Raw genomic sequence first — 25,041 nt, 5'->3', positions numbered from 1 at the left:
AGCTCAGCTGGATAGAGTACTCGGCTACGAACCGAGCGGTCGGAGGTTCGAATCCTCCTGCGCCCACCACTTTCATACATTAACCGACATTTGAGTCGGTTTTTTTATGCCTGAAATAAAGTGAAATTATTGTGTGGCCGAGAACCGAGCACTCGGAGGTTCACTCTTACAAGATACGTCCTGTGCCCACCATTTTCATACATTAACCGACACTTGAGTCGGTTTTTTTATGCCTGAAATAAAGTGAAATTATTGTGTGGCCGAGAACCGTGCGGTCACAGGTTCACTCTTACAAGATACGTCCTGTGCCCACCACTTTCATAATTAACCGACATTTGAGTCGGTTTTTTATGCCTAAAATAAAGTGAAAATTGTAGATTGCCACCCCTGTTAACGGAGAATTTGTTCGCGAGAGAAACGGCAGGTTCTAATTACTTAACACCTTTCTAAAGCTGCTCTTTTTTATTACCTATGTTACTTTAAACGCCTTGTTTAAAAGGATATTGCAGTATGTTTAAAACCCTATTTATTACGTTGTTTTTTATTTTTAGCGCTACTTTAATACTCAGCGTACAAGCTGATGAAGCTAAAGGTTCAATTGTTGTGGGGGCGCAGCAATACACAAAGTATTTACCGCAGTTAAAAAATAAGCGCGTAGGGCTGGTGGTTAATCAAACATCAACAGTAGAACAAATCCATTTAGTAGATAGCCTGCGGGAAAAAAACGTAAACATAACTAAAATATTTGCACCTGAGCATGGCTTTCGTGGCGATCACGATGCGGGGGCGCACGTAAAAAATGCCGTTGATAGTAAAACCGGTATTCCACTTATTTCCATTTACGGCAACAATAAAAAACCGAGCGCTGAAGTTTTAGCTGATGTTGATATAATAATTTTTGATATTCAAGATGTGGGTGTGCGCTTTTATACTTATATAAGCTCTATGCATTACATGATGGAAGCAGCTGCCGAACAAGGTGTGGAGTTTATTGTACTTGACAGACCAAACCCAAATATTGCTTATGTTGATGGGCCCATATTAGAGCCACAATTTAAGTCATTTGTAGGTATGCACCCCATTCCTATAGTTCATGGTATGACTGTGGGCGAGCTTGCAAACATGATCAAAGGTGAAGGCTGGATAAATCAAGCAGCTGTTTTAGAGCTTAATGTGATCCCAGTTAGTGGTTATACACGCGCAACTAGCTATAGTTTACCGATAAAGCCAAGCCCTAATTTACCAAATGATACTGCTATTTCGCTTTATCCGTCCTTGTGCTTTTTTGAAGCCACGCCAATTAGTATTGGCAGAGGCACCGATTTTGCGTTTCAGGTTATAGGGTATTCACCGATTGCTTTAGGAGAGTTTAGTTTTACCCCGCGCGCTATTAAAGGCGCGGCCCTAAACCCTAAATTTAAAAACCAAGCTGTGCAGGGGCTCGACTTACGCCAAGCCACCACTAAAGGGTTAGATTTAAGCTACTTAATAAGTGCTTATAAGCAGCTTAATAATAATGATATTACGTTTTTTGAGCGCGCTGATTTTATGGATAAGTTAGCAGGTACCGATAAGCTGCGCTTAGCTATTGAGGCGGGGCAATCGGCACAACAAATAAAGCAAACTTGGCAGGCGGCCCTGATGCAATTTAAACAGCAAAGAGCACCTTATTTGTTATATGAGTAAAAGGCAGCTTATGTACTTATATTTAAAAAATAAAAATTATTACAGTATAAAAAAGTTATTAATAGTGGCTTTAAGTTTTATGCTGGGGGCATGTAGCTCCTCTGTAGAGCCGCTCGAGCCCAAGGCGCTATTAACGCAAAGTAAACTTGTTGAGCTGCCTAATGCGCAAGTAATTGTTACCTTTCCTGAGCCAAACCCTAGTAGCCGTGAGTATGTAAATAATCGCGGCACGTTTAAAGCCTATAAAGGCCATGGGCAGCTGTTAATTCAAAATCATAGTGCTAAAAGTGCCGACATTTATATAAATAATCAACTGCTTAATATTAAGCAATTGCTCGGCGCTAATACTGTGTACCAATATAGTTTAGCTAAGCTAACGCATAACGGGGTTAACACCTTTAAAGTTGCAAACATTCAACCAGCGGGAGCAAGTTTAACGCTGCGCTTTGCGTTTCCTACTTTAAATAAAGCGTCGCATCAGCAGGCTAATTTTAGTGAGGTAGATGCATTAATAGAGCGAGATATTAAAGCGGGTTTTCCTGGTGCTGTTTTAGCGGTAGTAAAAAATGGTGAGTTAATTAAATTAACTGCTTATGGCGATGCAAAACAGTATCAACAAAATGATTTAATGCTATTACGCCCAGAGCCAATGCAAACCGATACCTTATTTGACTTAGCCTCTAATACTAAAATATTTGCTACCAACTTTGCATTAATGAAGTTAGTAAGCGAAGGCCTATTAAATATTAATAAGCCAGTGCAATTATATTTACCAGAGTATCAAGGCGATGGTCGAGAGCAGCGACGCGTAAAAGATTTACTCACGCATAGCGCAGGCTATCCGCCGGTGTTTGATTTTCATCGTAAAGACAGTAGCAATGGCGATGTGTTTTACTCACAAAATAGCCATACTACAAAAAAGCTCTTACTTACCAGTGTGCCACTTAGCGAAAAATCGCTCGGGCAGCATGTTTATTCAGACATTGATTACATGATTTTAGGAGTATTGGTTGAGCGTATAACCGGTCTTTCACTTGACGATTACCTAGAGCAACAAGTATATGCGCCATTAAAATTGCATAACACTGTGTTTAACCCCCTTAAAAAAGGCTTTAATGCTCAGCAATTTGCCGCCACAGAGCTGGGTGGTAACACGCGAGACGGACGAATCAAATTTGATAATATTCGCACCCATGTTTTACAAGGCCAAGTACATGACGAGCGTGCGTACTATTCTCTAGGTGGCGTAGCAGGGCACGCGGGGTTATTTAGTAATGCGCCAGATTTAGCCATACTTTGTCAGCTACTATTAAATAATGGTGGTTACGGCGATAAGCAGCTTTTTAGTGCAAGTGCTTTAGCGCAGTTTTTAACCCCACAAAGTAGCGATGAAACCTACGGGCTGGGCTTTAGGCTTGCTGGTAATAACCAAGCAAGGCGTTGGCACTTTGGCCCTTACGCAAGCGCACAGGCTTATGGGCATACAGGTTGGACAGGCACAGTAACGGTAATTGATCCCGTTTACGACTTAGCGATTATTTTATTAACTAATGCGCGGCATACGCCAATTACAGGCTCGCAAAAAAGTTATCAATTTAGTGGTAAAAATTATGAAACTGCACAATATGGCTCGGTTGTTTCATTAATATACGAAGCGTTATTAAATCAATAAACTGACAGTATAAATAGCATATATCAATGTGCTTAGTGGTTTACTTAAATGGGTTTTGACTGTAAAACTTAAGCTAGATAACAAAGTGTAAAATATTTACCCCGTAAATAAGCACACTAAAATAAAGGTTAATTTATGTCTTGGTATTCTATTTTACCGCCGTTAATCGCCATTGCTGTCGTATTTTGGCGCAAAGAGGTTATTATGGCGCTGTTGCTTGCAGTGGCTTCGTCAGAGTTTTTACTCGCATTACAGGGGGAGGGCAGTAGTGTATTTAATACCTTTTTAAACACTATTGAACGTATTGTTAGCGTAGCAAGCTCGCCCGGCAATACCCGTATTTTAATTTTTAGTATTTTGATTGGTGCTTTGCTTGCCTACATTCGCGAGTCGGGTGGAGTAGCCGCTACCGTTAATATGTTAATGAACAAAGGTATAGCGAAAAGTAAGCGTCAAGTTGGCTTTTTAACTATGTTTACTGGCATTGCGGTGTTTATAGAGTCAAACCTGAGTGTACTTACTGCGGGTATTTTATCGCGCGGATTATTCGATAAATTTAAAATGAGCCGCGCCCGCTTAGCTTATATTATCGATAGCACCAGTGCGCCGGTATGTATTTTAATATTACTAAATGGCTGGGGCGCATTTGTACTGGGGTTATTAAGTAACTACGAGTTAGGTGAATCAGCTGTATCGGTACTTTGGGGCAGCGTAGGCTATAACTTTTACGCCATAATTACGCTTGTTATTGTTTTTTACACCATTGCGTTTGATAAAGTACATGGCCCAATGAAACAAGCTGAGCAAAAACTAGAGCTACAAACAACTGACTTAAAAGAAGAAGTAAAAGGCTCTAAAGCACGCTTTATGTTAGTGCCCCTTATTACGCTGATTGTTAGCATGGTGGGCTTTATGTTTTACACAGGTAACGGTGTATTGGCAGAAGGTAGTGGCTCAAAGTCGGTATTGTATGCAACCGTTTTAGCCATAGTTGTAGCTTACTTTTTAATGCTAGCATCACGCCAATTTAGCCACCATAAGTTAGTTGAAACAGGCTTTAAAGGCATGGGCGAATTACTGCCACTAGTAGGCATTGTATTGTTATCGTTAACTTTAGGAACAAGCTTAAAAGAGTTGGGCACTGGTGTGTTTGTGGCATCTTTAGTGGGCGATTACCTCCCTATTTACTTGGTGGTACCGGCACTGTTTTTAACCGGTGCGGTTATGTCGTTTACTACGGGTACATCGTGGGGCACCTTTGCAATTTTAATCCCTATTGGCGTGCCGCTTATTCAAGCATTGGGTTTGCCGCCGTCGTTGGTATTAGGCGCTATTTTAGGTGGCGGTATATTTGGCGATCACTGCTCGCCCATATCCGACACCAGCGCAGTATCGGCTATCGCCTCAGGCTGTGACTTACTCACTCACGTTAAAACCCAGCTACCCTATGCCTTGTTCGCTGGTGGCCTGACACTTATAGCCTACTTAGTAACGAGCATAATTGTTTTATAAGCGCGTTTATGATTACTCATTTTGAATGACAAAAAGCCTGCAAATTTGCAGGCTTTTTGTTTATACGTAGGTCGGATAAGCGGCGCAGCCGCGCCATCCGACAAGTCAGCTACTTACAACGCATTTAAGCTGTGCTCTAGCATTGCGGTAATTTGCTTTACTATTTTTGCTTCCGTTTTCGGCTCAAACTGTTGAATTCTGGGTGTGTGAATATGGCCTGTTGGAATGGTTGAATTAAGTTGATTACGAAGGCGTATACTGCGATACGAAATTTCGTTAGACAGGTATCCACCGCCAGAGCCATTTACGGCAATGCTATTTTGCAGCTCGGCAAGTGTTGCAGGCTCGTAAGTTTTTTCTAAGGTAGTGATTTTATGATTATCAATAACCTTATACGGCCCTTGTGCTTGCTGCATATTTGCCACGGGAAGGCTAAATTGTACAAATTCGTTACCTGGCAGTGGCTGGTTATTTAAACTTGGGAGCAAGGGAGCTGTTTGTGTCCCACCAAATATAATATTGGCATTGTCTGGGGCAGTTACGCTGCGGCGCTTACCGGGAAATCTTTCTAAATCAAAATCTTTGCGACCCATGCTTACAGTAACAATCATATCGACATTATTCAGGGCGTAATAGGGCGCGAGGAGTGCTTCGATTATACCTTGATCAAAGTCGGCATAACGAACGGGCACCATAACGGTGTTAATTTCAGCGCTAATGCCTTGGTAGTTAATTACTTGACCATCTAGTAAGAGGGCTGCAACTCCAGATGGATTACTTTGATTTATGTTTTTATCTAATAAAAAGGGGTCAAAGCCGGTAAGGATAATTTTTTTAGTGCTGCCTTTAGTAAAGCTGAGGTCGTTATGACCGCGACTGCCTTTTTCTAACTGAGTTAAAAGGTTATTTTGCTCAGCGACTGAGAGGGTAAATTTTGGCTTAACAGAGCGAATTATTTTACTTGAAAGTAATCGTGCCCAGTAAAGCTCGCGATCATCGTAGTTTTTAGTTGTAACAATGCGTTGTTTGGCGTTTAACCATAATTGACTTGAATAATCAGCGATTAAGTCAGTTGCATGCCGAAAGTTGTTAAGGCTTTTCCATTGCTGTTCAAATTGATTCACCTCATCAGCAAAGGCCATTAGCACCTGAGGCATGGCGTGGGTAGCGGCTTCAATTCGTTGCTCTTCGGTTGTTAAATTTTTACTCAAAACCGAGCAAGAAGAAAAAATTAAACTTGAAGCAAATAGTAGTTTAAGCATGGTAGTCCTATACAGTTACAGCGATTATTTGGTTACTATCCTACGCATCTAGACGCAGTGCAAATTAATTCGTTGGCTAACCATTGATTAACAGCTCCTAACGTTGCAGAGGGCTAATAGCACTAATGCTGTTGTTAAATCAAAAAGAACGCAAATAGATTTTTCGATAAGTGGATTGTTTAGTTACAATGGCGGCAGTTATATTTTGTTCACTTAATTTTAGGCTGTTATGCAACTCATTGAAATAAATAAAGCGCGTTATCGTAAGCATTTAAACCGTGTTATTGCCGGTTGTGCTGTGGGTTTAGCTGTTGGGAGCTTAGCTATATCGCAAACGCTGATTGCTTTGTTTCCTGATGAGAGCGGCACTCACTTTCATTGGAACGTAACGGGCGTTGTTATTAGCGCATTAGGGCTTGCGTGGTTACTTAATAAATACCGCACGCATCCGTTTATGATTGAAGTGGTGTATGTGTGGGAGCTTAAACAAGCGCTTAATAAAATAACGCGTAAAATGGCGAAATTAAAGGCAGCAGGGCGTGAAGGTAATAGTGATGCGCTATTGGCTATTCATTACAGTTACGCGGGCTCTAAATTGTTATGGCAGCTCGATGACAATACAATCACTATGGATGACTTAGCAATTAAGCAAGCTGAGCTGGATAGTGTGGCGGCTAAGTATAATTTAACACTTGATGCCAATGACTATGATGCAAGTATTTTAAAAAACTTTTAAAGCAATTTTAAAACGATTTTAAGTATTAAATAGCTTTTTAACTAGCGTATTAGTTGCGCTTTTTTCTTCTGATAAGGGTTTAACATGAGTTTAATTGTTTATGGCGTACCTCTTTCTCCTTATGTACGCAAGGTGTGTCTGTGTTTGGCTGCAAAGCAGTTAGATTATAAGTTAGAAATAGTGTCGCCGTTTAATCAACCGGCTTGGTTTTTTGAGTTAAATCCATTAGGGCGTATACCAGCGCTTAAAGATGGTGATTTAGTGCTGGCTGATTCGAGTGTTATTTGCCAATACCTTGATGATAAATACACAGGGAATACAGCATTACTTGGCGACACTGTCGAGCAGACTGCTCAGGTACGCTGGTTAGAAAAATACGCTGATTATGAACTAGCCCCATTAACTACTTTTACTGTGTTTCAACAGCGAGTAATTAATTTAGGTATGCAAAAAGTATGTGATGAAAGTTTAGTAAAGTTGGCTATGAATGAGCAGTTACCACCGCACTTTGACTACCTTGAAGGCGTGCTAGGTCATAATGATTACTTTGTAGGTAACGCGTTAACCCTTGCTGATATAGCGTTTGCGTCGCAAATAATCAATATGCAGCATGCGGGCGAGCAGATTAATGCACAGCGCTGGCCAAATTTAGCTGCACTTTTTGAGCGTGTAAAAGCATTACCAGCAATGCAAACTTTATTACAAAATGAGCAGGCTATGCTTGCGTCAATGCAATAGTGTTTAAGGTTATTTAGTTCAGTAATTAATAGCGTTTAGTTTAGAGGGAGGCTCTATGAAAAAAATACTGGTTGTGTGTTTAGGTAATATTTGTCGATCGCCTACAGCTGAAGCGGTATTAAAAAAACGTGCTGAGCAGTTAGGTATTGCCGTTAAAGTTGATTCGGCCGGTACTATAGGTCATCACGAAGGCAATTCACCAGACAGCCGATCTATGCAGGCGGGCGAAAAACGAGGTTACAGCTTCAAAGGGATTTATTCGCGTAAAGTGCGCAGTAGTGATTTTACTGAATTCGATTTGATTTTAGCCGCCGACAAACAAAATTTAGCCGATTTAACTCAGCGTTGCCCAGCACATTTACAGTATAAGCTTGCACTGTTTTTAGAGTTTGGTGAGCAGGCTGTAAGTGCTATTCCCGATCCTTATTATGGTGGGGACGATGGTTTTGAAAAGGTGCTAGATTTAATTGAAGCAGCAAGTGATAAAATATTAGCTAAATTAACCCCCAATATTTAAGTAATGGCCTTGTGCGTTACAGTGAATAAAAAAGGCGCTAAATTGCGCCTTTTTTATTAGAAAATTTATGATTACTTAGCGAGAAAACCCTGTGATCTTTAGTCGCTGGGTAGTTCACTAAGTTATCGGTTAATTTTGAAGTCGAGCCGTACTTGGGTTTTTGCTGTTACAGGTATGCCATCTTCAAATTTAGGAGCATAGCGCCATTGCTCTACCGCTTTTTTTGCCGAGTGCTCAAAAGTTACGCCGCCATTTGAATCAAGCACACTCACGTTTTTAACAAAGCCTGCGGTGTCTACTTCAAACTCCATAACTACACTGCCATCTTTACCTTGGCGTGCTTTGCCCATAGGGTAGTCAGGATTAACACGATAAAGCGGGGTTTGTTCTTGGCTTTCTTCCCAAGGCACCATTTTAGCAATAGCTAAGCAGTGCTTAGTTGCTTGCTCACTTTCGCCTTGCTTTTCGTATAGTGCTATAAGCTTAGAGTGAGCGCTTAGCTCGGCGCTGTGATCGTAGCTTAAGTTATTATCAAATACGGTGACTATGCGGTTTAACCTTGTAATTGCTGAATCATATTTTTTACGACCTTCATCAAACGAGGCCATTAAAAAATCTGATTTGATACGCTCTACAGCGTTTTCAGGTAAGTTTGCTTGGTAATACTCGTCAGCTTCTTCGGCGTAGTGTTTAGCAGAACGGTATTTTTCTGGCACAAACTTTTTAACTAACAAAGAGGCTGCAGCAAATTGCATGTCGGCTACAAATCTTGGTTTTTTAAGCTCCTTTGCTATATCAACTATACGTTCCAATTGGCTATCGGCCTGACGCGCTGATTTAGTATTGCTTGCCATACCTAGTAAGGCGTCTATTGTCTCGACTGAGCTTTCACCATGATTGTTAGCTAAAATATTGTACGCCTGTTTATACAGTTCGTAGCGTTTAGCTTCGTCTTCCTGGTTAAATCCGCTGATAGCTTTAGCGTAATTAATGGCTAAATTTGCGGTGTTATCTGCGTTATCGCCATATACTTTAGCACCTAAAGAGTAAGCGAGTTTGGCAGCTTGTTGTATGTTTTCGTTGGTATCTACGGCGCTTAAGTAATTTTGGTACGCTTGAGAAAATGCAGTGTTTGCATTTGTAGCTTCGCTTGCAAAAGCCGATGCAGTAATAACTGAAAGGTTAAGGCTAAGCAGTAAGGCGAGTTTATGTGGTTTCATAATGTTCCATATTATAATTATTATACTTTTTAACACATTAACAATTTACTTATAATTAGTCATGAATTGATGTAAATAAAGGTAAACAGTAAGGGCTTTAGTGAGAATTATATATTGTAATTATGCATTGATAATTAAGCTTCTCGTCGCCATATAATTGCAATAAATACCCTTGGATTTCGATCTTTTTGTATTCTTTTGTGATAATATCACTTCATTATCGTGTCGTAGTTATTTAAATATTTGGATTTGTCGTGGCGCAAGTAAGAGCAAGAGTTCAGCTTAATGTTGGCAAGAACAGTGATATTCCCGCTGAAATTATCTCGTTTACTGATTTAAAAGATGGCAAAGAACATATTGCTATGGTGTTTAACAACGCTGATACAGAGCAAGATGTACCGCTTATTCGTATGCATTCAGAGTGTTTAACGGGTGATGTATTTTACTCGTCGCGTTGTGATTGCGGTGAGCAGTTAAATGAGTGTATTGAAATGATGCACGAGCAAGGCGGTATTTTATTGTATTTACGCCAAGAAGGTCGTGGTATTGGTTTGTATAATAAAATAGATGCTTACGTGTTGCAGTCGCAAGGTATGAACACTTATGAGGCAAATAATCATTTAGGTTTTGCCGATGATTTACGTGATTTTTCGGATGCGGTGCTAATGCTAAATGCGCTTAATTTACCCCACGTTAAATTAATGACCAATAACCCTAAAAAGCTAAATGCACTAAGAGATGCTGGTATTACGGTTGATTCGGTTGTGGGTACGCACGCACACATTAAAGCCGGTGTTGCGGGTAATAAAGCGTATTTAGAAACCAAAATTAAACATGGCGCGCACATGTTAGATATCAAAAAAATTAAAAAACCTTAAATTAAGAGTAACTATGTCTACACAATTACGAGTTTTTAAGGCCGATGCTGCCCTAAAGTGGTTTAAAGCGGGCTGGCTTATTTTTAAAACCCAGCCGCTTACTTTTATTTTTATGCATTTATTTATTGGTATTGTTGGCCTGTTGTCGTTATTTTTACCGCTATTACAAGTGGTAGCGGCTTTAGCTACGCCATTTTTAACCGCAGGATTTTATCAGGCTGTGCTTACTAAGCAGCAAGGCGGTAAAATTATGCTCGCTGATATTCTCAAACCCATTACCACTAAAGGTAATCGTTTAGGTTTACTGCGTTTGGCTTTGTACCAAATGGGTGCGGGTATTTTAATGGCATTATTAGCAAACGGTTTATTTGCCGATGCAATTGCGGTTATGGCGCAGCCAGATTTAGATCCTAATATAGCAATTAGCCAAATGTTAGAGAGTATTTCTATGGCAAGCGTGGTGCTATTTTTATTAGCGTTGTCTGTTTATTTAACTGCATTCGCTTACGCGGTTCCATTAGTTTACTTTAATAAAGAACAGCGTATTTTTAGCGCTCTTAAAAACTCCTTTATGGTGTTTTATTATAATATTTTACCGCTAAGCGTTTATGCTATTATTTGCGGGTTATTTATAGTGCTTTCGATGTTTTTATCGTTCTTACCCTTGTTGGTTTTAATGCCTATTTGCTACATTAGCTTTTTTGTATCTTATCAAGCTATTTTTATGCCGGTTGTACCACCAAGTGACGATAGCAATATTACGCCATTAAGTAGTGAGTCTAGTGGGCGTTTTGACGCTTAATGGATGATAAGTTAAAGCAGAAATTAAAAAACTATGTACTTTGGTTGTTATCAAGGCAAGAATATTCACGCCGAGAATTAACGTTTAAATTACAAAAAAAAGAAGCCACAGATGAGTTTATCGAAACCTTGCTTGATTGGTGCGAAAAGCACAATTTTGTAAACGAGCAACGTTACTGTGAAGGCTTTGTTAGAAAACACATATTTAAATGCCATGGCTTAAGGCGCATTCAAAGCGAAGCTATGGGCAAAGGGATTGACCGTTCATTACTTGAAAAAGTAATTGAAGAGCTTGAAGTAGATTGGTTTGAGCTGGCGCAGGATGCGTACAATAAAAAATATTCAAATACACCGGCAGACCTCGAGTACAAAGACAAGGCCAAGCGCGTGCGCTACCTAATGTATAGAGGCTTTAGCTACGATGAAATCGATTTTGCAATGCAAGCACAGTAAATACGGGTGAGACCTTCACATGCAGCACATGACTACCGCACAAATTAGACAACAGTTTTTAGACTTTTTTGCCAGCAAACAACATCAAGTTGTTCCTTCAAGCTCGCTTATACCGGGTAACGATGCCACTTTGTTATTTAACAATGCCGGTATGGTGCAATTTAAAGATGTATTTTTAGGCGCAGAAAGCCGCCCTTATACGCGTGCGACTAGCTCGCAGCGCTGTGTACGTGCTGGCGGTAAGCATAACGATTTAGAAAACGTTGGTTATACTGCGCGTCACCATACATTTTTTGAAATGTTAGGTAACTTTAGTTTTGGTGATTACTTCAAGCAAGACGCGATTAAATTTGCGTGGCAGTTTTTAACAGAGGAAGTAAAGCTACCTAAAGAAAAACTGTTAGTTACTATTTACCATGACGATGAAGAAGCGTTTAACTACTGGTCTAACGATATAGGCTTACCTGCAGATCGCATTATTAGAATTGCCACTGCAGATAACTTTTGGTCAATGGGTGATACCGGTCCGTGTGGCCCGTGTTCTGAAATATTTTACGACCATGGCGAGCATATTTGGGGCGGCCCTCCAGGATCACCTGAGGAAGATGGCGATCGCTTTATCGAAATTTGGAACCTAGTATTTATGCAGTACAACCGTCAAAACGACGGAACTATGCTGCCACTACCTAAGCAATCGGTTGATACAGGTATGGGGCTTGAGCGTATTGCTGCTATTTTACAAGGCGTTCATTCAAACTATGAAATTGACTTATTTAAAGGCTTAATTGCCGCTGCTGCAAGTGTTACTAACGCACAAGACATGGACGATAAATCACTACGCGTAGTGGCGGATCATATTCGTTCGTGTGCATTTTTAATCTCTGACGGGGTTATGCCATCTAACGAAGGCCGTGGTTATGTACTACGTCGTATTATTCGCCGTGCTGTTCGCCATGGTAATAAGTTAGGTGCACAAGGTGCCTTTTTCTATAAATTAGTAGCTGCACTTATTGAGCAAATGGGCCAAGCGTACCCAGAGCTTGCAAAGCAGCAAGAAATTATTGAAAAAGTATTACGCATTGAAGAAGAGCAGTTTGGTAAAACGCTAGAGCGTGGTTTAGCTATTTTAGAAGAAAGCTTAAGCGACCTTAAAGGTGATGTAATTCCTGGCGACTTAGTATTTAAACTTTACGATACTTATGGCTTTCCTGCGGATTTAACTGCAGATGTGGCGCGTGAGCGTCAAATGACGATTGATAATAAAGGCTTTGAAGAGTGCATGGCGGTGCAGCGTAAAACAGCGCAGCAGGCCGGTAAATTTGGTGCCGATTATAACGATCAATTAAAGTCAGACAAACAAACAACTTACAAAGGTTACACCACCACTAGCCATAGTGCGACTGTGGTTGAAGTGTTTGCTGGCAGTGAGTCGGTTTCATTACTAGAAGATGGCCAAAAAGGCATTGTAATACTAGACCGTACGCCATTTTATGCAGAGTCGGGCGGCCAAGTTGGTGATACAGGTGTAATTAGCGTTGCTGGTGGCGAGTTTACAGTAACTAACACGACTAAATTAGGTAATGCATTTGCACACCACGGTATAGTACAAGGCCGTATTGGTCTTAACGATAAAGTAGAAGCAACAATTGATGACGCACGCCGCGAACGCATCAAGAAAAACCATACTGCGACGCATATATTACACGAAACACTGCGCCAATTATTAGGCGAACATGTAGGTCAAAAAGGCTCGCTAGTTCAAGCAGAGCGTTTGCGTTTTGACTTTTCACATTTTGAAGCTGTTACCAAAGAAGAATTACGCGAAATTGAACGTGTAGTAAACGATGAAATTCGTTGTAACTTTGCGTTAAGTACCGAGCTTATGGCAATAGATGACGCTAAAGCAAAAGGTGCAATGGCGCTATTTGGCGAAAAATACGATGACGAAGTACGTGTAGTTACTATTGGGGACTACTCTATTGAGCTTTGTGGTGGTACACATGTTGAACGCGCAGGTGATATTGGTTTATTCAAAATAGTATCTGAAAGCGGTATTGCTGCGGGTGTTCGTCGTATTGAAGCGGTAACCGGCGCTGACGCGATTGCCTACGTGAGTGAGCAAGAGCAAAAGCTAAATGATGTAGCTGCTGTAGTTAAAGCCGACAGCGCGTCAGTACTTGAAAAAGTAACTGCGCTGCTTGATAAATCAAAACAGCTAGAAAAACAAATTGCGCAACTTAACGATAAGCTAGCAAGTGCTGCGGGTGCCTCATTACTTGATTCAGTAGTAGAAATTAACGGTATTAAGCTATTAATAGCCAACGTTAAGGGCACTGAGTCAAAAGCGTTACGTGGTATGGTTGATGATCTTAAAAACAAAATTGGCTCGGGTGTTATTGCACTAGGTGTTGCAAGCGATGATAAAGTGAGCTTAATTGCAGGTGTAACTAAAGATTTAACCGGTAGAGTTAAAGCCGGTGAGCTAGTTAACCATATGGCCAGCCAAGTAGGTGGTAAAGGTGGCGGCCGTCCAGATATGGCACAAGCGGGTGGCTCTGAGCCAGAAAACCTAACTGCAGCATTAGACAGTGTAACAGCTTGGTTTACTGAGAAAACACAAGCTTAAGTGGCACTTATTGTTCAAAAGTTCGGTGGCACTTCAGTTGGTTCAATAGAGCGAATTGAAGCGGTTGCCGACCTTGTTGTTAAAACTAAACAACAAGGCCATCAAGTGGTTGTAGTGCTCTCGGCTATGTCGGGAGAAACCAACCGCTTAATTAATCTCGCCAAACAAATAGATACTCGGCCAAGTAGCCGTGAACTTGACGTATTAATTAGCACCGGCGAGCAGGTTTCGGTGGCTTTATTAGCTATGGCTATTATTAAACGCGGTCATTCTGCTGTGAGTTTATTAGCCGATCAGGTTAATATTTTAACCGATAATATGTTTGGCAAAGCCCGTATTACAGATGTAGCTGCAACGCGTTTAAAACATGAGCTTGAGCATAACCGTATTGCAATTATTGCGGGTTTTCAGGGCCGTGATATTGAAGGAAATGTAACTACATTAGGGCGTGGCGGTACCGATACTTCGGCGGTTGAAATTGCTGGAGCAATAAAAGCTGACGAATGTCAGATCTATACCGACGTTAACGGCGTATATACTACAGACCCTCGTGTTGAACCTAATGCACGACGAATGAGCCAAGTTACCTTTGCTGAAATGCTAGAGTTAGCAAGTTTAGGGGCTAAAGTATTGCATATTCGTTCAGTTGAAGCGGCAGGAAAGCACAATGTGCCACTTAGGGTGCTATCAAGTTTTTACCCTGATGCTGGTACATTGATTAGTTTTGAGGAGAGCGATATGCCTGGTAATGTCGTTTCGGGTATTGCGTTTAATCGTGATGAATGTTTAATAAATGTAGAGGGTGTACTTAGTGGTACACGATATCTTGCAAAGATTTTGAAACTTTTTGCAGATAATGGCATCGAAATAGATATGATTAATCAAGTTAATCATAATGTTGACAAAGTAGACTATGCTTTTACTGTACACACAAATGATTATTTACACGCATTAGACGTTTTAACAGAGCAGCAAGCTCAGTTAACAGCACAAAATATTTTTGGGTTAACAACAGTCGCTAAAGTGTCTGCTGTTGGTATGGGTATGAAGTCACATTCGGGTGTTGCTAGTTTATTTTTTGATGCATTAGCTGCAGAAAATATTAATGTTATTTTAGTGTCTACATCAGAAATTAAAATATCGGTTTTAATAGATGAAAAATACCTAGAGTTGGCTGTTCGTGCATTACATAAGATATTTTTAACAGAAAATGAATAGATTGATAGGTTTTACTTACTTTTTAGTCTAATTTTCATTAAAATGTTTTAGCGGAATCTTATAATTTTATTGGAACAAGGGAGCAAAAGAATGCTAATACTAACTCGTAGAGTAGGTGAAACCCTAATGATCGGTGACGAAGTAACCGTTACTGTTCTAGGTGTTAAAGGGAATCAAGTTCGAATCGGTGTTAACGCACCAAAAGACGTTTCAGTGCATCGTGAAGAAATTTACATGCGTATTCAAGCTGAAAAGTCTAACCCTGAACCTGGCAATGCTTAATCAGCAATGTATATAACTTAGTTACATACTGAGTTATTGCCAAAAGCCACTCACTGAGTGGCTTTTTTGTGTATAAAATTAAGTGTTTCGGCAGTTAATATGTGCTTGGATATATACTGCATACCTTTTTTGTTTTTTAATAGTATGCCGCGCTCTGTGGTTATAACTTCGTTAATATCTGACCACAGAAGTTGGGTGTTTTTATAAAAGTTACTCGATTTAATCCCTTCTTCGTCAAAGGTAAGGGTGACCTCAGACCCCGAGGCTTTGCTTAGCATTTGTCTAGTAACCCACCAAGGACGGCGATAATAAAAGGCAATACATTCGAGTACCGCAACCATGATCAGAAAAGATCCTAGGTAATGATCGTCTAAACCATAAATTCCAAATAAACCGAGTGCTACTAATAGCGCCAATAAAAAGTATTTTGGTTGCGCGCGCTTGCTATGCGCAACTGATTCGTCAAAGCACTCATAAAAATAAGGCTTATCAAGCGTGTAGGTTGTTGTAAGTGTCATATAGAAGTTCTTAAAACATAGTTATATGCATTTTAACAAGCTAACCAGTAAATGCGCAGTTATATAATAAATAACTGCATAATAGATAAAGATATTGGCGTTTATTATTTATCAGATCCAACCTTTAATTTAGATATTATTTTATTACACACATAAAAAAACGGCTCATTTTAGAGCCGTTTTTTTAATAAATTAGAAGAATTAACAGTTAGTTTCTTCTGCATTTACACCTTCTTTTACTTCTTCACATGCATCTTCAACTTTGTTTTGCACGTCAGTTACTGCTTCGTCAATACGTTCACCAGCATCTTCTGCGTGGTTATCTTCACAGCCCATAATAAATAAACTTGCGAATAGGCCAATTAGTGCTGCTCTTAAAGTTGTCGAATTCATAATGTAATTCCTTGTAAATTTTGATTTAAATGATTTTTAATTAGTTTAAAACTTTAGTTTGTTACCTAGGGCTTTTTGCCACGTAGGGCACCCGATACTAAAGATATAACTAAAAGTATTAAAAATATAAAAAATATAATTTTTGCAATACCCGCTGCGGCGCCTGCTATACCACCAAAACCTAACACTGCAGCAATTAAAGCAATTACTAAAAAAGTGATTGTCCAGCGTAACATTGTATTCTCCTTGGTTTATCAAATTTGCTCAATGGATATGATGCGAGTTACGTGCCATTGTTTTTTTGCTTTTAAATCAATGGTTTGCTTTTGTTTGTGTTATTTCAGCGTGCACTCAATGGTAAGTTTTACGCTTTGCTATGTAATTTATTCATACTGATACAAGTGATTATGGATGTTAGTTTTTTATAAGAGAAGTTAGCGCATATTGATTTTTAGAATGGAGTTTAAGAGCTATTAAATTGCAGTTCGAGACTTGCGAGCATAGCGGGCTTAATAACAGCGGCTATTTAAATGGTTGAATAATTAACAAATATATTTGGTAAGACCAATTGCCAGTGGTGAAATTACTTTATGCTAATAGAACTGTTAACGCTTTACTTTAAGTGCATTATTAACGGTTTTTAGGTCGCCTATATAACTTTTATTTATATTCACTATTTTTATTATCTATGTAATAGCGCGTATCTAGTCCTTTTTGTAGTGTTAAGTTAATTAATAGCATGTTAGTTTTGTTTAAATTGGTTTTACCAATTTACAGGCTATAGACAAAACACTGTTTTTTGTTATTATTCGGTGAATAATTATTTACGTAAAATGATTTTTTATTTTTATTTCGGTATAAGTTTTATAGGAGAGGAAAATGGATATCACTGCTTTACTTACAACAGCAAGCAACTTAATGCTAACCGGTATGGTGGGGGTGTTTGTGTTTCTGTCATTATTAATTACCTGCGTTACGGTTATGTCTAAGCTGGTATCTCGCTTTGCAGAGCCTGAGCTTGCAATGCCTGCCAGAACACCGTCTTTTAAATCACAAGGTGTGCCTAATGAGCACATCGCCGCAATTAGTGCTGCCATTGCTCAGTACAAAACAAACAATAATTAAAGGAGCACTTAAATGGCTAAATTAAAATTAACAGAACTGGTACTACGTGATGCGCATCAATCATTGTTAGCAACTCGTATGCGCCTTGACGATATGCTACCGATTGCAAAAAAGCTTGATGATGCAGGTTATTGGTCTATTGAGTCGTGGGGTGGAGCTACGTTTGATTCGTGTATTCGTTATTTAGGTGAAGATCCTTGGGAGCGTATTCGCGCACTAAAAAAAGCGATGCCAAATACTAAACAGCAAATGCTATTACGCGGTCAAAATTTATTAGGTTACCGCCATTATGCTGACGATGTAGTAGAAAAATTTGTAGAGCGTGCCCATAAAAATGGCGTTGATGTATTTCGTATATTTGATGCAATGAACGATGTACGTAATCTTGAAACGGCAATTAAAGCGGCTATAAAAGTAGGCGCACATGCCCAAGGGACTATTTCTTATACAGTAAGCCCTGTTCATACGCTTGATATGTGGTTAACGCTAGCTAAGCAGTTGGAAGATTTAGGCTGTCATTCAATTTGTATTAAAGATATGGCGGGTTTATTAAAGCCGTACGATGCTGAAAAACTAATTAAAGCACTAAAAGAAACTGTATCTATTCCAATTGCAATGCAGTGCCACGCCACAACAGGTTTAAGTACTGCGACTTATCAAAAAGCGATTGATGCAGGCATTGATATGCTTGATACCGCAATTTCATCTATGAGTATGACTTACGGACACACCGCAACTGAAACTATTGTATCGATAGTTGAAGGGACTGAGCGTGATACTGAGCTTGATTTAAATCACCTAGAAGAAATTGCTGCTTACTTTAGAGATGTACGTAAAAAATACGCGGCATTTGAAGGTAGCTTAAAAGGGGTTGATGGCCGTATTTTACTCGCGCAAGTACCTGGTGGCATGTTAACTAACATGGAAAACCAGCTTAAAGAGCAAGGCGCAGCAGATAAGCTTAATGAAGTTTTACTTGAGATCCCACGTGTACGTGAAGATCTTGGCTTTTTACCTTTAGTAACACCAACGTCGCAAATTGTAGGCACTCAAGCGGTACTTAATGTACTAACGGGTGAGCGCTATAAAACAATTACTAAAGAAACAGCTGGCGTATTAAAAGGTGAATATGGCCTAACACCAGCACCTATGAATAAAGAGCTACAAGAGCGTGTGCTTGATGGAGCAGAGGTAATTACTTGTCGTCCTGCAGATAATATTGCACCTGAGCTTGCAACGCTTGAGGCTGAATTATTAAAAGAAGTACAAGAGCAAGGTTTAACTCTTGCTGATGAGCAAATTGATGACGTACTAACGTATGCGTTATTCCCACAGGTTGGTTTGAAGTTTATTAAAAACCGTAACAACCCAGATGCATTTGAGCCAGTTCCTTGTGTTGAAGATAAAAGTAATAAAGCTCCCTCTAAATCAGCTTCAAATAACAACAGCGTTAAAGCTGAGCAATACAGCGTAAAAGTAGACGGTAAGGTTTACGACGTTGTTGTAGCTCAAGGCGGCGAGCTTAAAGAAGTTACATTAAAAGACTCAGAACATATTCCTCAGTCTGCTTCGGTTGCATCAGGCGAAACACTTAACGCCCCTTTAGCCGGTAATATTTTTAAGATAAAGGTAAAAGCAGGGCAAGTTGTGAATGAAGGTGATGTAGTGATTATTATGGAAGCCATGAAAATGGAAACTGAAATACGCGCTACGCACACCGGAACAATTGCTGAAGTGTTAGTTGGTGAAGGCGATGCTGTAACTACCGGCGACGCTATGATTGCATTAGCTTAGGAGTAAATAGAGGATGGATGGTATTTTAAACCTCTGGCATGCCACAGGCATTGCTAACTTTACATTTCCAGCGTTGATTATGATTGCGGTAGGCTGTTTATTATTGTTTTTGGCAATAGCCAAAAAATTTGAGCCCCTATTATTATTACCTATCGGCTTTGGTGCAATATTAACTAATATTCCGGTGGCTGGTTTATCCGACCCCGGCGGCTTACTGCATTATGTGTATTATGTAGGTATTGATACCGGTATTTTTCCACTATTAATATTTATGGGAGTAGGCGCGTTAACTGATTTTAGTGCGCTAATTGCTAACCCTCGTATGTTGCTATTAGGTGCAGCTGCACAGTTTGGTATTTTTGCTACACTGTTTGGCGCTATTTTACTTAACTATGTACCTGGTTTTGAATTTAGCCTGCAAGATGCGTCGGCTATTGCGATAATTGGTGGAGCTGATGGCCCAACCGCTATATTTTTAGCCTCTAAACTGGCACCCGACTTGTTAGGTGCGATTGCGGTAGCTGCTTATTCGTATATGGCATTAGTGCCAATTATTCAGCCGCCAATTATGCGCGCATTAACCACGGTTGAAGAGCGCCAAATAAAAATGCCAGAGCTGCGTAAAGTATCTAAAAAAGAGAAAATTATTTTTCCGTTAATGGTACTTAGCTTAACAGCAATGTTTTTACCTGCGGCGATACCTCTGGTTGGTATGTTTTGTTTAGGTAACTTAATGCGAGAGTCGGGTGTTGTTGATAGATTAAGTAACAGTGCTCAAAACGAAATCATCAATGTTACAACTATATTTTTAGGTTTAGCTGTAGGCTCAAAGCTTGCTGCAGATAAGTTTTTAACTGTTGAGACGATTGGTATTTTAGTGCTTGGCGCACTGGCTTTTGCAATTGGTACGGCATCTGGCGTATTTATGGCGAAAGGGTTAAATAAAATATCTAAAACGCCGATTAATCCATTAATAGGTGCTGCGGGAGTATCGGCTGTACCCATGGCGGCACGCGTAGTAAATAAAGTAGGCCTTGAGAGCAATCCACATAACTTTTTACTTATGCATGCAATGGGGCCAAATGTTGCCGGAGTACTAGGCAGTGCAGTTGCAGCAGGTATTTTATTAGCACTTGTTGGCTAACATCAATTTTAAAATCCAACCGATTAGCGCAGTTTACTGCGCTTTTTTTATGCTTAATTTATAGGGATAGGTTTTTATCGACTGTTTTTGTTACAGTAAGCTACTTGTAATTAATTAAGGATAGCCGGCATGCATGACACTCCTTTGGCAAAATATTTACCTAATGTTAGCAAGCTCATATTTGGTTGTATGGGACTTGGGGGAGGCTGGAATAAAGACCCCTTAACTAATACTCATACCCAGCAGGCACATGTTTGTATAGATACAGCAATAGCCGGTGGCATTAATCTTTTTGATCACGCCGATATTTATACATTTGGTAAAGCTGAGCAGGTGTTTGGCCAAGTCCTTAAGCAGCGCCCAGAGCTGAGAGAGCAAATTTATATCCAGTCAAAGTGCGGAATTCGTTTTGCCGATGAGCAAGGGCCAAAGCGCTACGACTTATCAAAGCAATGGATTGAGCAATCAGTAGAGGGCTCTCTTAAGCGGTTAAATACTGATTATTTAGATGTACTTATGCTGCACAGACCCGACCCTTTGATACAAGTTGAAGAAGTAGCTCAGGTATTTAGTCGCTTAAAAGAAAGTGGCAAAGTACGTCATTTTGCGGTGTCTAATATGTCGCAGCAACAAATACAGTTTTTACAAACAGCCCTTGATATGCCCATAGTTGCCAACCAAATTGAAGCAAGCTTAAAGCAATCAGCCTGGGTTGATGAGGGGGTATATGTCGGTAACCGCGATGGCAAAGACATTAACTTTACTCCCGGCTTTATAGAATATTGCACCGAGCAGGAAATACAAATTCAAAGCTGGGGTAGCTTATGCCAAGGATTATATTCAGGAAAACAGCTGCAAAATGCATCACCTGCAGATATTAATACCGCTATATTAGTTAATAAGTTAGCAGCACTTTATAGCACGTCTGCCGAGGCTATTGTATTGGCTTGGTTACTGCGCCATCCGGCATTAATTCAACCGGTAATAGGCACAACTAATGCTAAGCGACTGGCTGCATCGTGCAGCGCTGTAAATATAGAATTAACCCGAGAGCATTGGTATGCATTATATGTCAGCGCCAAAGGGCACGAGTTACCCTAATTTAGACCCCCACTTAAGGTATTACTATGAATATATTCGTTATTTTAATTAGCTTGTTTGTCGCATTGTTAATATTAATTCCGTTATTAGAAAAGTATCAAAGTAAAATAGGCTTAGATGGCGCTAAAAAATACAGTAAGTATATATGGCCACTGGTAATGGTATCGTTAGTGGTACAGCTAATTTATGTATTAATGAATTAGTGTGTCAGTCTATTATTCATAGGCAAAAAAATTATAGGTACAAAAAAGCCTTTGCAAGTTACCTAGCAAAGGCTTTTTTAATAATGATTTAATGTTACTTAAGTGCTAACTGTAGTTCGCGGTTGCGCTCTAACTGGGCAATAAAGTTATCAGCAATAGGCTTAAACTTGGCAAGCTCTGCACGTGGCAGCGGCTCTGACTTAGGCAATTTAACGGTTTTAGGATTACGATGAACACCATTAACTAAAAATTCATAGTGTAAGTGGGCACCGGTCACACGACCAGTAGAGCCAACAGTACCGAGTTGCTCACCTTGCTTAATTTTTTGCCCTGTTTTTACTAGGCGTTTATTAAGGTGCAAGTACTTAGTTACGTACTGTGTGCCATGGCTAATAAATACATAGTTACCATTATATTTACTGTAACCCGATTTAATAACTTTACCATTACCAGAGGCAACTACCGGCGTGCCAGTGCGCGCCGCAAAGTCTATACCGCGATGCGCTCTAACTTGCCCCGTTACTGGGTGTAAACGTCGCGGGTTAAAGCTTGAGCTTATATATTTAAAGCTAACTGGTGCACGTAAAAATGCTTTTTTCATGCTGCGCCCTTCAGGAGTATAAAAACTACCGTCAGTGTGGCGAATTGCAGCATAGCGCTGGCCTTGGTTAACAAATTCAGCAGCAATAATTTTACCAGTACCAATAAACTCACCATCTACATAGTGAGATTCATAAATTAAACCAAACCCATCGCCTTTGCGAATATCGTTAGCAAAATCTACATCCCAACCAAATATATCGGCAAAGTTCATTATTTGGCGCTCGCTTAAACCTGCAGCTATTGCTGAAGTCCAAAAGCTACTAGAAATTTCGCCGCCTACTGTTTTAGTTAGTGTTTCTATTTCTTTACTATCGATTGAAGTGTCGTATTGCCCTTCATCGTTTAAGGTAACAAATAAAGTATCTGTTTTTGAAATAACGTAACGCAGCTGTGCTAAATCGCCATCTTTTGCGGTGGCAAAACTTAGTGTTTCACCCGGGTGAATTTTAGTAAGTTTGCGAGTTTCTGCGTTAGTGTTAATTAATTTATGTAACGTTTGAGCTGAAAAGCCAGCACGTTTAAAAATAATAGCTAAGTTATCTCCATTTTTTACTTGGTGATCAACAAAGTCGTATTCTGGCAGCTTGTCTGCTGCTTGCTCTGAGTTTAACGCAGTTAATTTTTCGTTGTCATCAACTTTAACTTGTAACTCATAGCGCTTGCCAATTTCTAGCGTGTTTTCACTATTGTCTTTGGATGCAGTGGCTTTTTCAGAAGGAAGAAAAGCTAAGCCAGCAATAGCAGAAACTAAGCCTAAAATAAGCAATTTGTGTTTTTTGGGGAGCGTGTGAACCACGTGAACCATAACGTGCCTTTTTCTGCTGTCAAGAAAATTAATAGATTATCTTGCAGGATATAACGAATAATGTACGAATACTAGTATTTTGTAGATTTAAACTAATGCTAAATTAAGCTAAAATCACAGGGCTTATAGGCATCTTAGTATTAAAGCAGCTTATGATCTAGGTGTTTTATTAATCTAGAACTAGGGCTAAACCGCGGTATTTTTGAGCAAAATAATAAAACAATGATGCATCATCACGTTAGTAATTTAAAAACCAAAGCTGCAGCTGTTTGTGCTGTTTTTAAAGTGTTGCAAACAGTTATCTTTACTCGTTTATGCAACTTATGCCGCTTTGCCTTATTTAGTGACGCTATCGTTTAAAAAGTTGTTTTAATTAGGTAATAATTTGCTATCTTAGTTACATAGGTTTATTGACTCTAAAAGTGCTACTTATCTAGTAATAAGCCGCGAGCATATTAATAATTAACCCCTTCGTTAACAGAATTTTTTGGAGTAACACACAGTGGATTTACAAACCGCTCTTGCAGAGATAAAACGCGGTACAGAAGAGATATTAATTGAAGATGAGTTAGTTGAAAAATTAAAATCTGGAAAAAAACTAAAAATTAAAGCGGGCTTTGATCCAACCGCGCCTGATTTACACTTAGGTCACACGGTACTTATTAATAAAATGAAAACCTTTCAGGACTTAGGTCATGAGGTTGTATTTTTAATTGGTGACTTTACCGGTATGATTGGCGACCCAACAGGTAAAAACGTAACGCGTAAGCCGCTTACTCGCGAAGACGTGCTTGCTAATGCTGAGACTTATAAAGAGCAAGTATTTAAAATTCTTGATCCGGCAAAAACCACGGTCGCATTTAATTCTACCTGGATGGAAAATTTAGGCGCAGCTGGAATGATCAAACTTGCAGCACGCCAAACCGTTGCGCGTATGTTAGAGCGTGATGATTTTAAAAAGCGTTACGCTAGTGGCCAGTCTATTGCTATTCATGAGTTTTTATATCCGTTAGTACAAGGTTGGGATTCGGTTGCACTTGAGGCTGATGTAGAGCTCGGTGGTACTGATCAGCGCTTTAACCTGCTAATGGGTCGTGAGCTACAAAAAGACGAAGGCCAAAAACCACAAACAGTAATAATGACGCCGTTATTAGAGGGCACCGATGGGGTGCAAAAAATGTCTAAATCGTTGGGTAACTATATAGGTATTACCGATGCGCCTAACGATATGTTTGGTAAAATAATGTCGATTAGTGATGTGCTAATGTGGCGTTACTACGACTTATTAAGCGGGCTGTCGATTGCTGGTATTAACGCGCAAAAAGAGCGTGTAGAGCAAGGTACAAATCCTCGTGATATTAAAATTGAGTTAGCAAAAGAGCTTATTGCGCGCTTTCATAGTGAAGCCGATGCACAAGCAGCTCATGATGACTTTATTCAGCGCTTTCAGAAAAAAGCTCTGCCGGATGAAATACCTGAACTAACAGTAACCATTGAGCAAGACAGCATTTTAATTGCTAACTTGCTTAAAGAAGCTAACTTAGTTGCTAGTACATCAGAAGCAATGCGCATGATTAAGCAAGGTGCAGTTAAGCTCAACGGCGAAGATAAAATTACAGACACTAAACTTGAAATAGCAAAAGGCAGTACGGCTATTTACCAAGTAGGTAAGCGTAAGTTTGCAAATATTACTGTAGCGTAAAGCTAAACGGTAAAACGCTAAAAACCAGCCACGGCTGGTTTTTTTGTGCTTA

At 39.7% G+C, this 25,041-nt stretch carries 24 protein-coding genes; 18 read left to right on the top strand and 6 right to left on the bottom strand.

The genetic code is table 11. The features are described from left to right. Positions 1-510: 510 nt before the first annotated feature. The 3 genes from AAEZ22_RS03435 to AAEZ22_RS03425 all read left to right on the top strand — a co-directional run bounded on the left by AAEZ22_RS03435 (position 511) and on the right by AAEZ22_RS03425 (position 4,870). Positions 511-1,686 (top strand): exo-beta-N-acetylmuramidase NamZ family protein, encoded by a 1,176-nt coding sequence (locus AAEZ22_RS03435; RefSeq protein WP_182677143.1) that lies wholly within the window; start codon positions 511-513, stop codon positions 1,684-1,686. 10 nt (positions 1,687-1,696) lie between these two features. After that, positions 1,697-3,358 (top strand): penicillin binding protein PBP4B, encoded by a 1,662-nt coding sequence (gene pbp4b, locus AAEZ22_RS03430; protein ID WP_011327224.1) that lies wholly within the window; start codon positions 1,697-1,699, stop codon positions 3,356-3,358. Between the two features lie 135 nt (positions 3,359-3,493). Next, a complete protein-coding gene (locus AAEZ22_RS03425; protein WP_352296164.1) occupies positions 3,494-4,870 on the top strand; it encodes a Na+/H+ antiporter NhaC family protein in 1,377 nt (458 codons plus the stop codon). A 113-nt stretch (positions 4,871-4,983) separates the two neighbouring features. On the opposite strand, the gene AAEZ22_RS03420 is transcribed toward AAEZ22_RS03425, so the two are convergent. Next, positions 4,984-6,132 (bottom strand): PA0049 C-terminal domain-containing protein, encoded by a 1,149-nt coding sequence (locus AAEZ22_RS03420; protein WP_182677147.1) that lies wholly within the window; start codon positions 6,130-6,132, stop codon positions 4,984-4,986. 229 nt (positions 6,133-6,361) lie between these two features. Here AAEZ22_RS03420 and AAEZ22_RS03415 point away from each other — a divergent pair, with 229 nt between their 5' ends. The 3 genes from AAEZ22_RS03415 (at position 6,362) to AAEZ22_RS03405 (ending at position 8,123) form a co-directional block, all read left to right on the top strand. Beyond that, positions 6,362-6,868, top strand: a complete 507-nt coding sequence (locus AAEZ22_RS03415) for a DUF3087 domain-containing protein (protein WP_086993283.1) — start codon at positions 6,362-6,364, stop codon at positions 6,866-6,868. Between the two features lie 84 nt (positions 6,869-6,952). Next, positions 6,953-7,606: a glutathione S-transferase family protein gene (locus tag AAEZ22_RS03410; RefSeq protein ID WP_089367773.1), complete on the top strand. Its 654-nt coding sequence runs from the start codon at positions 6,953-6,955 to the stop codon at positions 7,604-7,606. A 55-nt stretch (positions 7,607-7,661) separates the two neighbouring features. Then, a complete protein-coding gene (locus AAEZ22_RS03405) occupies positions 7,662-8,123 on the top strand; it encodes a low molecular weight protein-tyrosine-phosphatase (RefSeq protein ID WP_089367774.1) in 462 nt (153 codons plus the stop codon). A 122-nt stretch (positions 8,124-8,245) separates the two neighbouring features. Here AAEZ22_RS03405 and AAEZ22_RS03400 read toward each other — a convergent pair whose 3' ends face one another. Next, on the bottom strand, positions 8,246-9,343 hold the full coding sequence (locus AAEZ22_RS03400; protein ID WP_011327230.1) for an energy transducer TonB: 1,098 nt from the start codon (positions 9,341-9,343) through the stop codon (positions 8,246-8,248). Between the two features lie 254 nt (positions 9,344-9,597). On the opposite strand from AAEZ22_RS03400, the gene AAEZ22_RS03395 reads away from it, so the two are divergent. From AAEZ22_RS03395 to csrA, 6 genes are all read left to right on the top strand, one after another. After that, entirely contained in the window at positions 9,598-10,221 is a 624-nt protein-coding gene (locus AAEZ22_RS03395; protein WP_011327231.1) for a GTP cyclohydrolase II, read from the top strand. Between the two features lie 13 nt (positions 10,222-10,234). Beyond that, complete coding sequence (locus tag AAEZ22_RS03390) at positions 10,235-11,023, top strand: BPSS1780 family membrane protein (RefSeq protein ID WP_197182840.1); 789 nt, start codon at positions 10,235-10,237, stop codon at positions 11,021-11,023. Continuing rightward, positions 11,023-11,475, top strand: a complete 453-nt coding sequence (locus AAEZ22_RS03385) for a regulatory protein RecX (protein WP_011327233.1) — start codon at positions 11,023-11,025, stop codon at positions 11,473-11,475. Before AAEZ22_RS03390 ends, AAEZ22_RS03385 begins: the two co-directional genes overlap by 1 nt. A gap of 19 nt (positions 11,476-11,494) precedes the next feature. After that, positions 11,495-14,101, top strand: a complete 2,607-nt coding sequence (alaS, locus tag AAEZ22_RS03380; RefSeq protein WP_011327234.1) for an alanine--tRNA ligase — start codon at positions 11,495-11,497, stop codon at positions 14,099-14,101. Further along, positions 14,102-15,319 (top strand): aspartate kinase, encoded by a 1,218-nt coding sequence (locus tag AAEZ22_RS03375; protein WP_089367776.1) that lies wholly within the window; start codon positions 14,102-14,104, stop codon positions 15,317-15,319. It abuts the gene before it with no gap. Positions 15,320-15,409: 90 nt separating this feature from the next. Then, the gene (gene csrA / locus AAEZ22_RS03370; RefSeq protein WP_011327236.1) at positions 15,410-15,601 is read left to right on the top strand and encodes a carbon storage regulator CsrA; all 192 of its coding nucleotides are present in this window, start codon (positions 15,410-15,412) and stop codon (positions 15,599-15,601) included. A gap of 50 nt (positions 15,602-15,651) precedes the next feature. Here the strand turns inward: csrA and AAEZ22_RS03365 are convergent, their stop codons facing one another. The 3 genes from AAEZ22_RS03365 to AAEZ22_RS03355 form a co-directional block, all read right to left on the bottom strand. Further along, complete coding sequence (locus tag AAEZ22_RS03365) at positions 15,652-16,119, bottom strand: YcxB family protein (RefSeq protein WP_011327237.1); 468 nt, start codon at positions 16,117-16,119, stop codon at positions 15,652-15,654. A 201-nt stretch (positions 16,120-16,320) separates the two neighbouring features. Beyond that, a complete protein-coding gene (locus AAEZ22_RS03360) occupies positions 16,321-16,512 on the bottom strand; it encodes a hypothetical protein (RefSeq protein WP_011327238.1) in 192 nt (63 codons plus the stop codon). A gap of 65 nt (positions 16,513-16,577) precedes the next feature. Beyond that, on the bottom strand, positions 16,578-16,748 hold the full coding sequence (locus tag AAEZ22_RS03355; RefSeq protein ID WP_011327239.1) for a DUF1328 family protein: 171 nt from the start codon (positions 16,746-16,748) through the stop codon (positions 16,578-16,580). A gap of 643 nt (positions 16,749-17,391) precedes the next feature. Between AAEZ22_RS03355 and AAEZ22_RS03350 the strand changes: the two genes are divergently transcribed. The 5 genes from AAEZ22_RS03350 to AAEZ22_RS03330 all read left to right on the top strand — a co-directional run bounded on the left by AAEZ22_RS03350 (position 17,392) and on the right by AAEZ22_RS03330 (position 21,879). Further along, entirely contained in the window at positions 17,392-17,637 is a 246-nt protein-coding gene (locus tag AAEZ22_RS03350) for an OadG family protein (RefSeq protein ID WP_339685857.1), read from the top strand. Between the two features lie 12 nt (positions 17,638-17,649). Continuing rightward, positions 17,650-19,431: a sodium-extruding oxaloacetate decarboxylase subunit alpha gene (gene oadA / locus AAEZ22_RS03345; RefSeq protein WP_011327241.1), complete on the top strand. Its 1,782-nt coding sequence runs from the start codon at positions 17,650-17,652 to the stop codon at positions 19,429-19,431. A 13-nt stretch (positions 19,432-19,444) separates the two neighbouring features. After that, the gene (locus AAEZ22_RS03340; RefSeq protein ID WP_011327242.1) at positions 19,445-20,575 is read left to right on the top strand and encodes a sodium ion-translocating decarboxylase subunit beta; all 1,131 of its coding nucleotides are present in this window, start codon (positions 19,445-19,447) and stop codon (positions 20,573-20,575) included. Positions 20,576-20,704: 129 nt separating this feature from the next. After that, positions 20,705-21,676, top strand: a complete 972-nt coding sequence (locus tag AAEZ22_RS03335; protein ID WP_352296157.1) for an aldo/keto reductase — start codon at positions 20,705-20,707, stop codon at positions 21,674-21,676. A gap of 26 nt (positions 21,677-21,702) precedes the next feature. Continuing rightward, entirely contained in the window at positions 21,703-21,879 is a 177-nt protein-coding gene (locus AAEZ22_RS03330; RefSeq protein WP_011327244.1) for a hypothetical protein, read from the top strand. A 94-nt stretch (positions 21,880-21,973) separates the two neighbouring features. On the opposite strand, the gene AAEZ22_RS03325 is transcribed toward AAEZ22_RS03330, so the two are convergent. Then, the gene (locus tag AAEZ22_RS03325; protein ID WP_011327245.1) at positions 21,974-23,287 is read right to left on the bottom strand and encodes a peptidoglycan DD-metalloendopeptidase family protein; all 1,314 of its coding nucleotides are present in this window, start codon (positions 23,285-23,287) and stop codon (positions 21,974-21,976) included. 502 nt (positions 23,288-23,789) lie between these two features. Here AAEZ22_RS03325 and tyrS point away from each other — a divergent pair. Further along, a complete protein-coding gene (gene tyrS / locus AAEZ22_RS03320) occupies positions 23,790-24,989 on the top strand; it encodes a tyrosine--tRNA ligase (RefSeq protein WP_011327246.1) in 1,200 nt (399 codons plus the stop codon). Positions 24,990-25,041: the final 52 nt, after the last annotated feature.

This window comes from Pseudoalteromonas sp. 20-MNA-CIBAN-0454 (genome assembly GCF_040308685.1).
Classification (GTDB): Bacteria; Pseudomonadota; Gammaproteobacteria; order Enterobacterales; family Alteromonadaceae; genus Pseudoalteromonas; species Pseudoalteromonas nigrifaciens.
Note: the sequence above shows the minus strand (reverse complement) of the source record. Positions and strands in the feature narration are given on the sequence as shown.

Coding starts and splice junctions, on each gene's coding strand:
- AAEZ22_RS03435 (WP_182677143.1), top strand. CDS start 511: ATGTTTAAAACCCTATTTATTACGTTGTTTTTTATTTTTAGCGCTACT.
- pbp4b (WP_011327224.1), top strand. CDS start 1,697: ATGTACTTATATTTAAAAAATAAAAATTATTACAGTATAAAAAAGTTA.
- AAEZ22_RS03425 (WP_352296164.1), top strand. CDS start 3,494: ATGTCTTGGTATTCTATTTTACCGCCGTTAATCGCCATTGCTGTCGTA.
- AAEZ22_RS03420 (WP_182677147.1), bottom strand. CDS start 6,132: ATGCTTAAACTACTATTTGCTTCAAGTTTAATTTTTTCTTCTTGCTCG.
- AAEZ22_RS03415 (WP_086993283.1), top strand. CDS start 6,362: ATGCAACTCATTGAAATAAATAAAGCGCGTTATCGTAAGCATTTAAAC.
- AAEZ22_RS03410 (WP_089367773.1), top strand. CDS start 6,953: ATGAGTTTAATTGTTTATGGCGTACCTCTTTCTCCTTATGTACGCAAG.
- AAEZ22_RS03405 (WP_089367774.1), top strand. CDS start 7,662: ATGAAAAAAATACTGGTTGTGTGTTTAGGTAATATTTGTCGATCGCCT.
- AAEZ22_RS03400 (WP_011327230.1), bottom strand. CDS start 9,343: ATGAAACCACATAAACTCGCCTTACTGCTTAGCCTTAACCTTTCAGTT.
- AAEZ22_RS03390 (WP_197182840.1), top strand. CDS start 10,235: ATGTCTACACAATTACGAGTTTTTAAGGCCGATGCTGCCCTAAAGTGG.
- AAEZ22_RS03385 (WP_011327233.1), top strand. CDS start 11,023: ATGGATGATAAGTTAAAGCAGAAATTAAAAAACTATGTACTTTGGTTG.
- alaS (WP_011327234.1), top strand. CDS start 11,495: ATGCAGCACATGACTACCGCACAAATTAGACAACAGTTTTTAGACTTT.
- csrA (WP_011327236.1), top strand. CDS start 15,410: ATGCTAATACTAACTCGTAGAGTAGGTGAAACCCTAATGATCGGTGAC.
- AAEZ22_RS03365 (WP_011327237.1), bottom strand. CDS start 16,119: ATGACACTTACAACAACCTACACGCTTGATAAGCCTTATTTTTATGAG.
- AAEZ22_RS03360 (WP_011327238.1), bottom strand. CDS start 16,512: ATGAATTCGACAACTTTAAGAGCAGCACTAATTGGCCTATTCGCAAGT.
- AAEZ22_RS03355 (WP_011327239.1), bottom strand. CDS start 16,748: ATGTTACGCTGGACAATCACTTTTTTAGTAATTGCTTTAATTGCTGCA.
- AAEZ22_RS03350 (WP_339685857.1), top strand. CDS start 17,392: ATGGATATCACTGCTTTACTTACAACAGCAAGCAACTTAATGCTAACC.
- oadA (WP_011327241.1), top strand. CDS start 17,650: ATGGCTAAATTAAAATTAACAGAACTGGTACTACGTGATGCGCATCAA.
- AAEZ22_RS03340 (WP_011327242.1), top strand. CDS start 19,445: ATGGATGGTATTTTAAACCTCTGGCATGCCACAGGCATTGCTAACTTT.
- AAEZ22_RS03335 (WP_352296157.1), top strand. CDS start 20,705: ATGCATGACACTCCTTTGGCAAAATATTTACCTAATGTTAGCAAGCTC.
- AAEZ22_RS03330 (WP_011327244.1), top strand. CDS start 21,703: ATGAATATATTCGTTATTTTAATTAGCTTGTTTGTCGCATTGTTAATA.
- AAEZ22_RS03325 (WP_011327245.1), bottom strand. CDS start 23,287: ATGGTTCACGTGGTTCACACGCTCCCCAAAAAACACAAATTGCTTATT.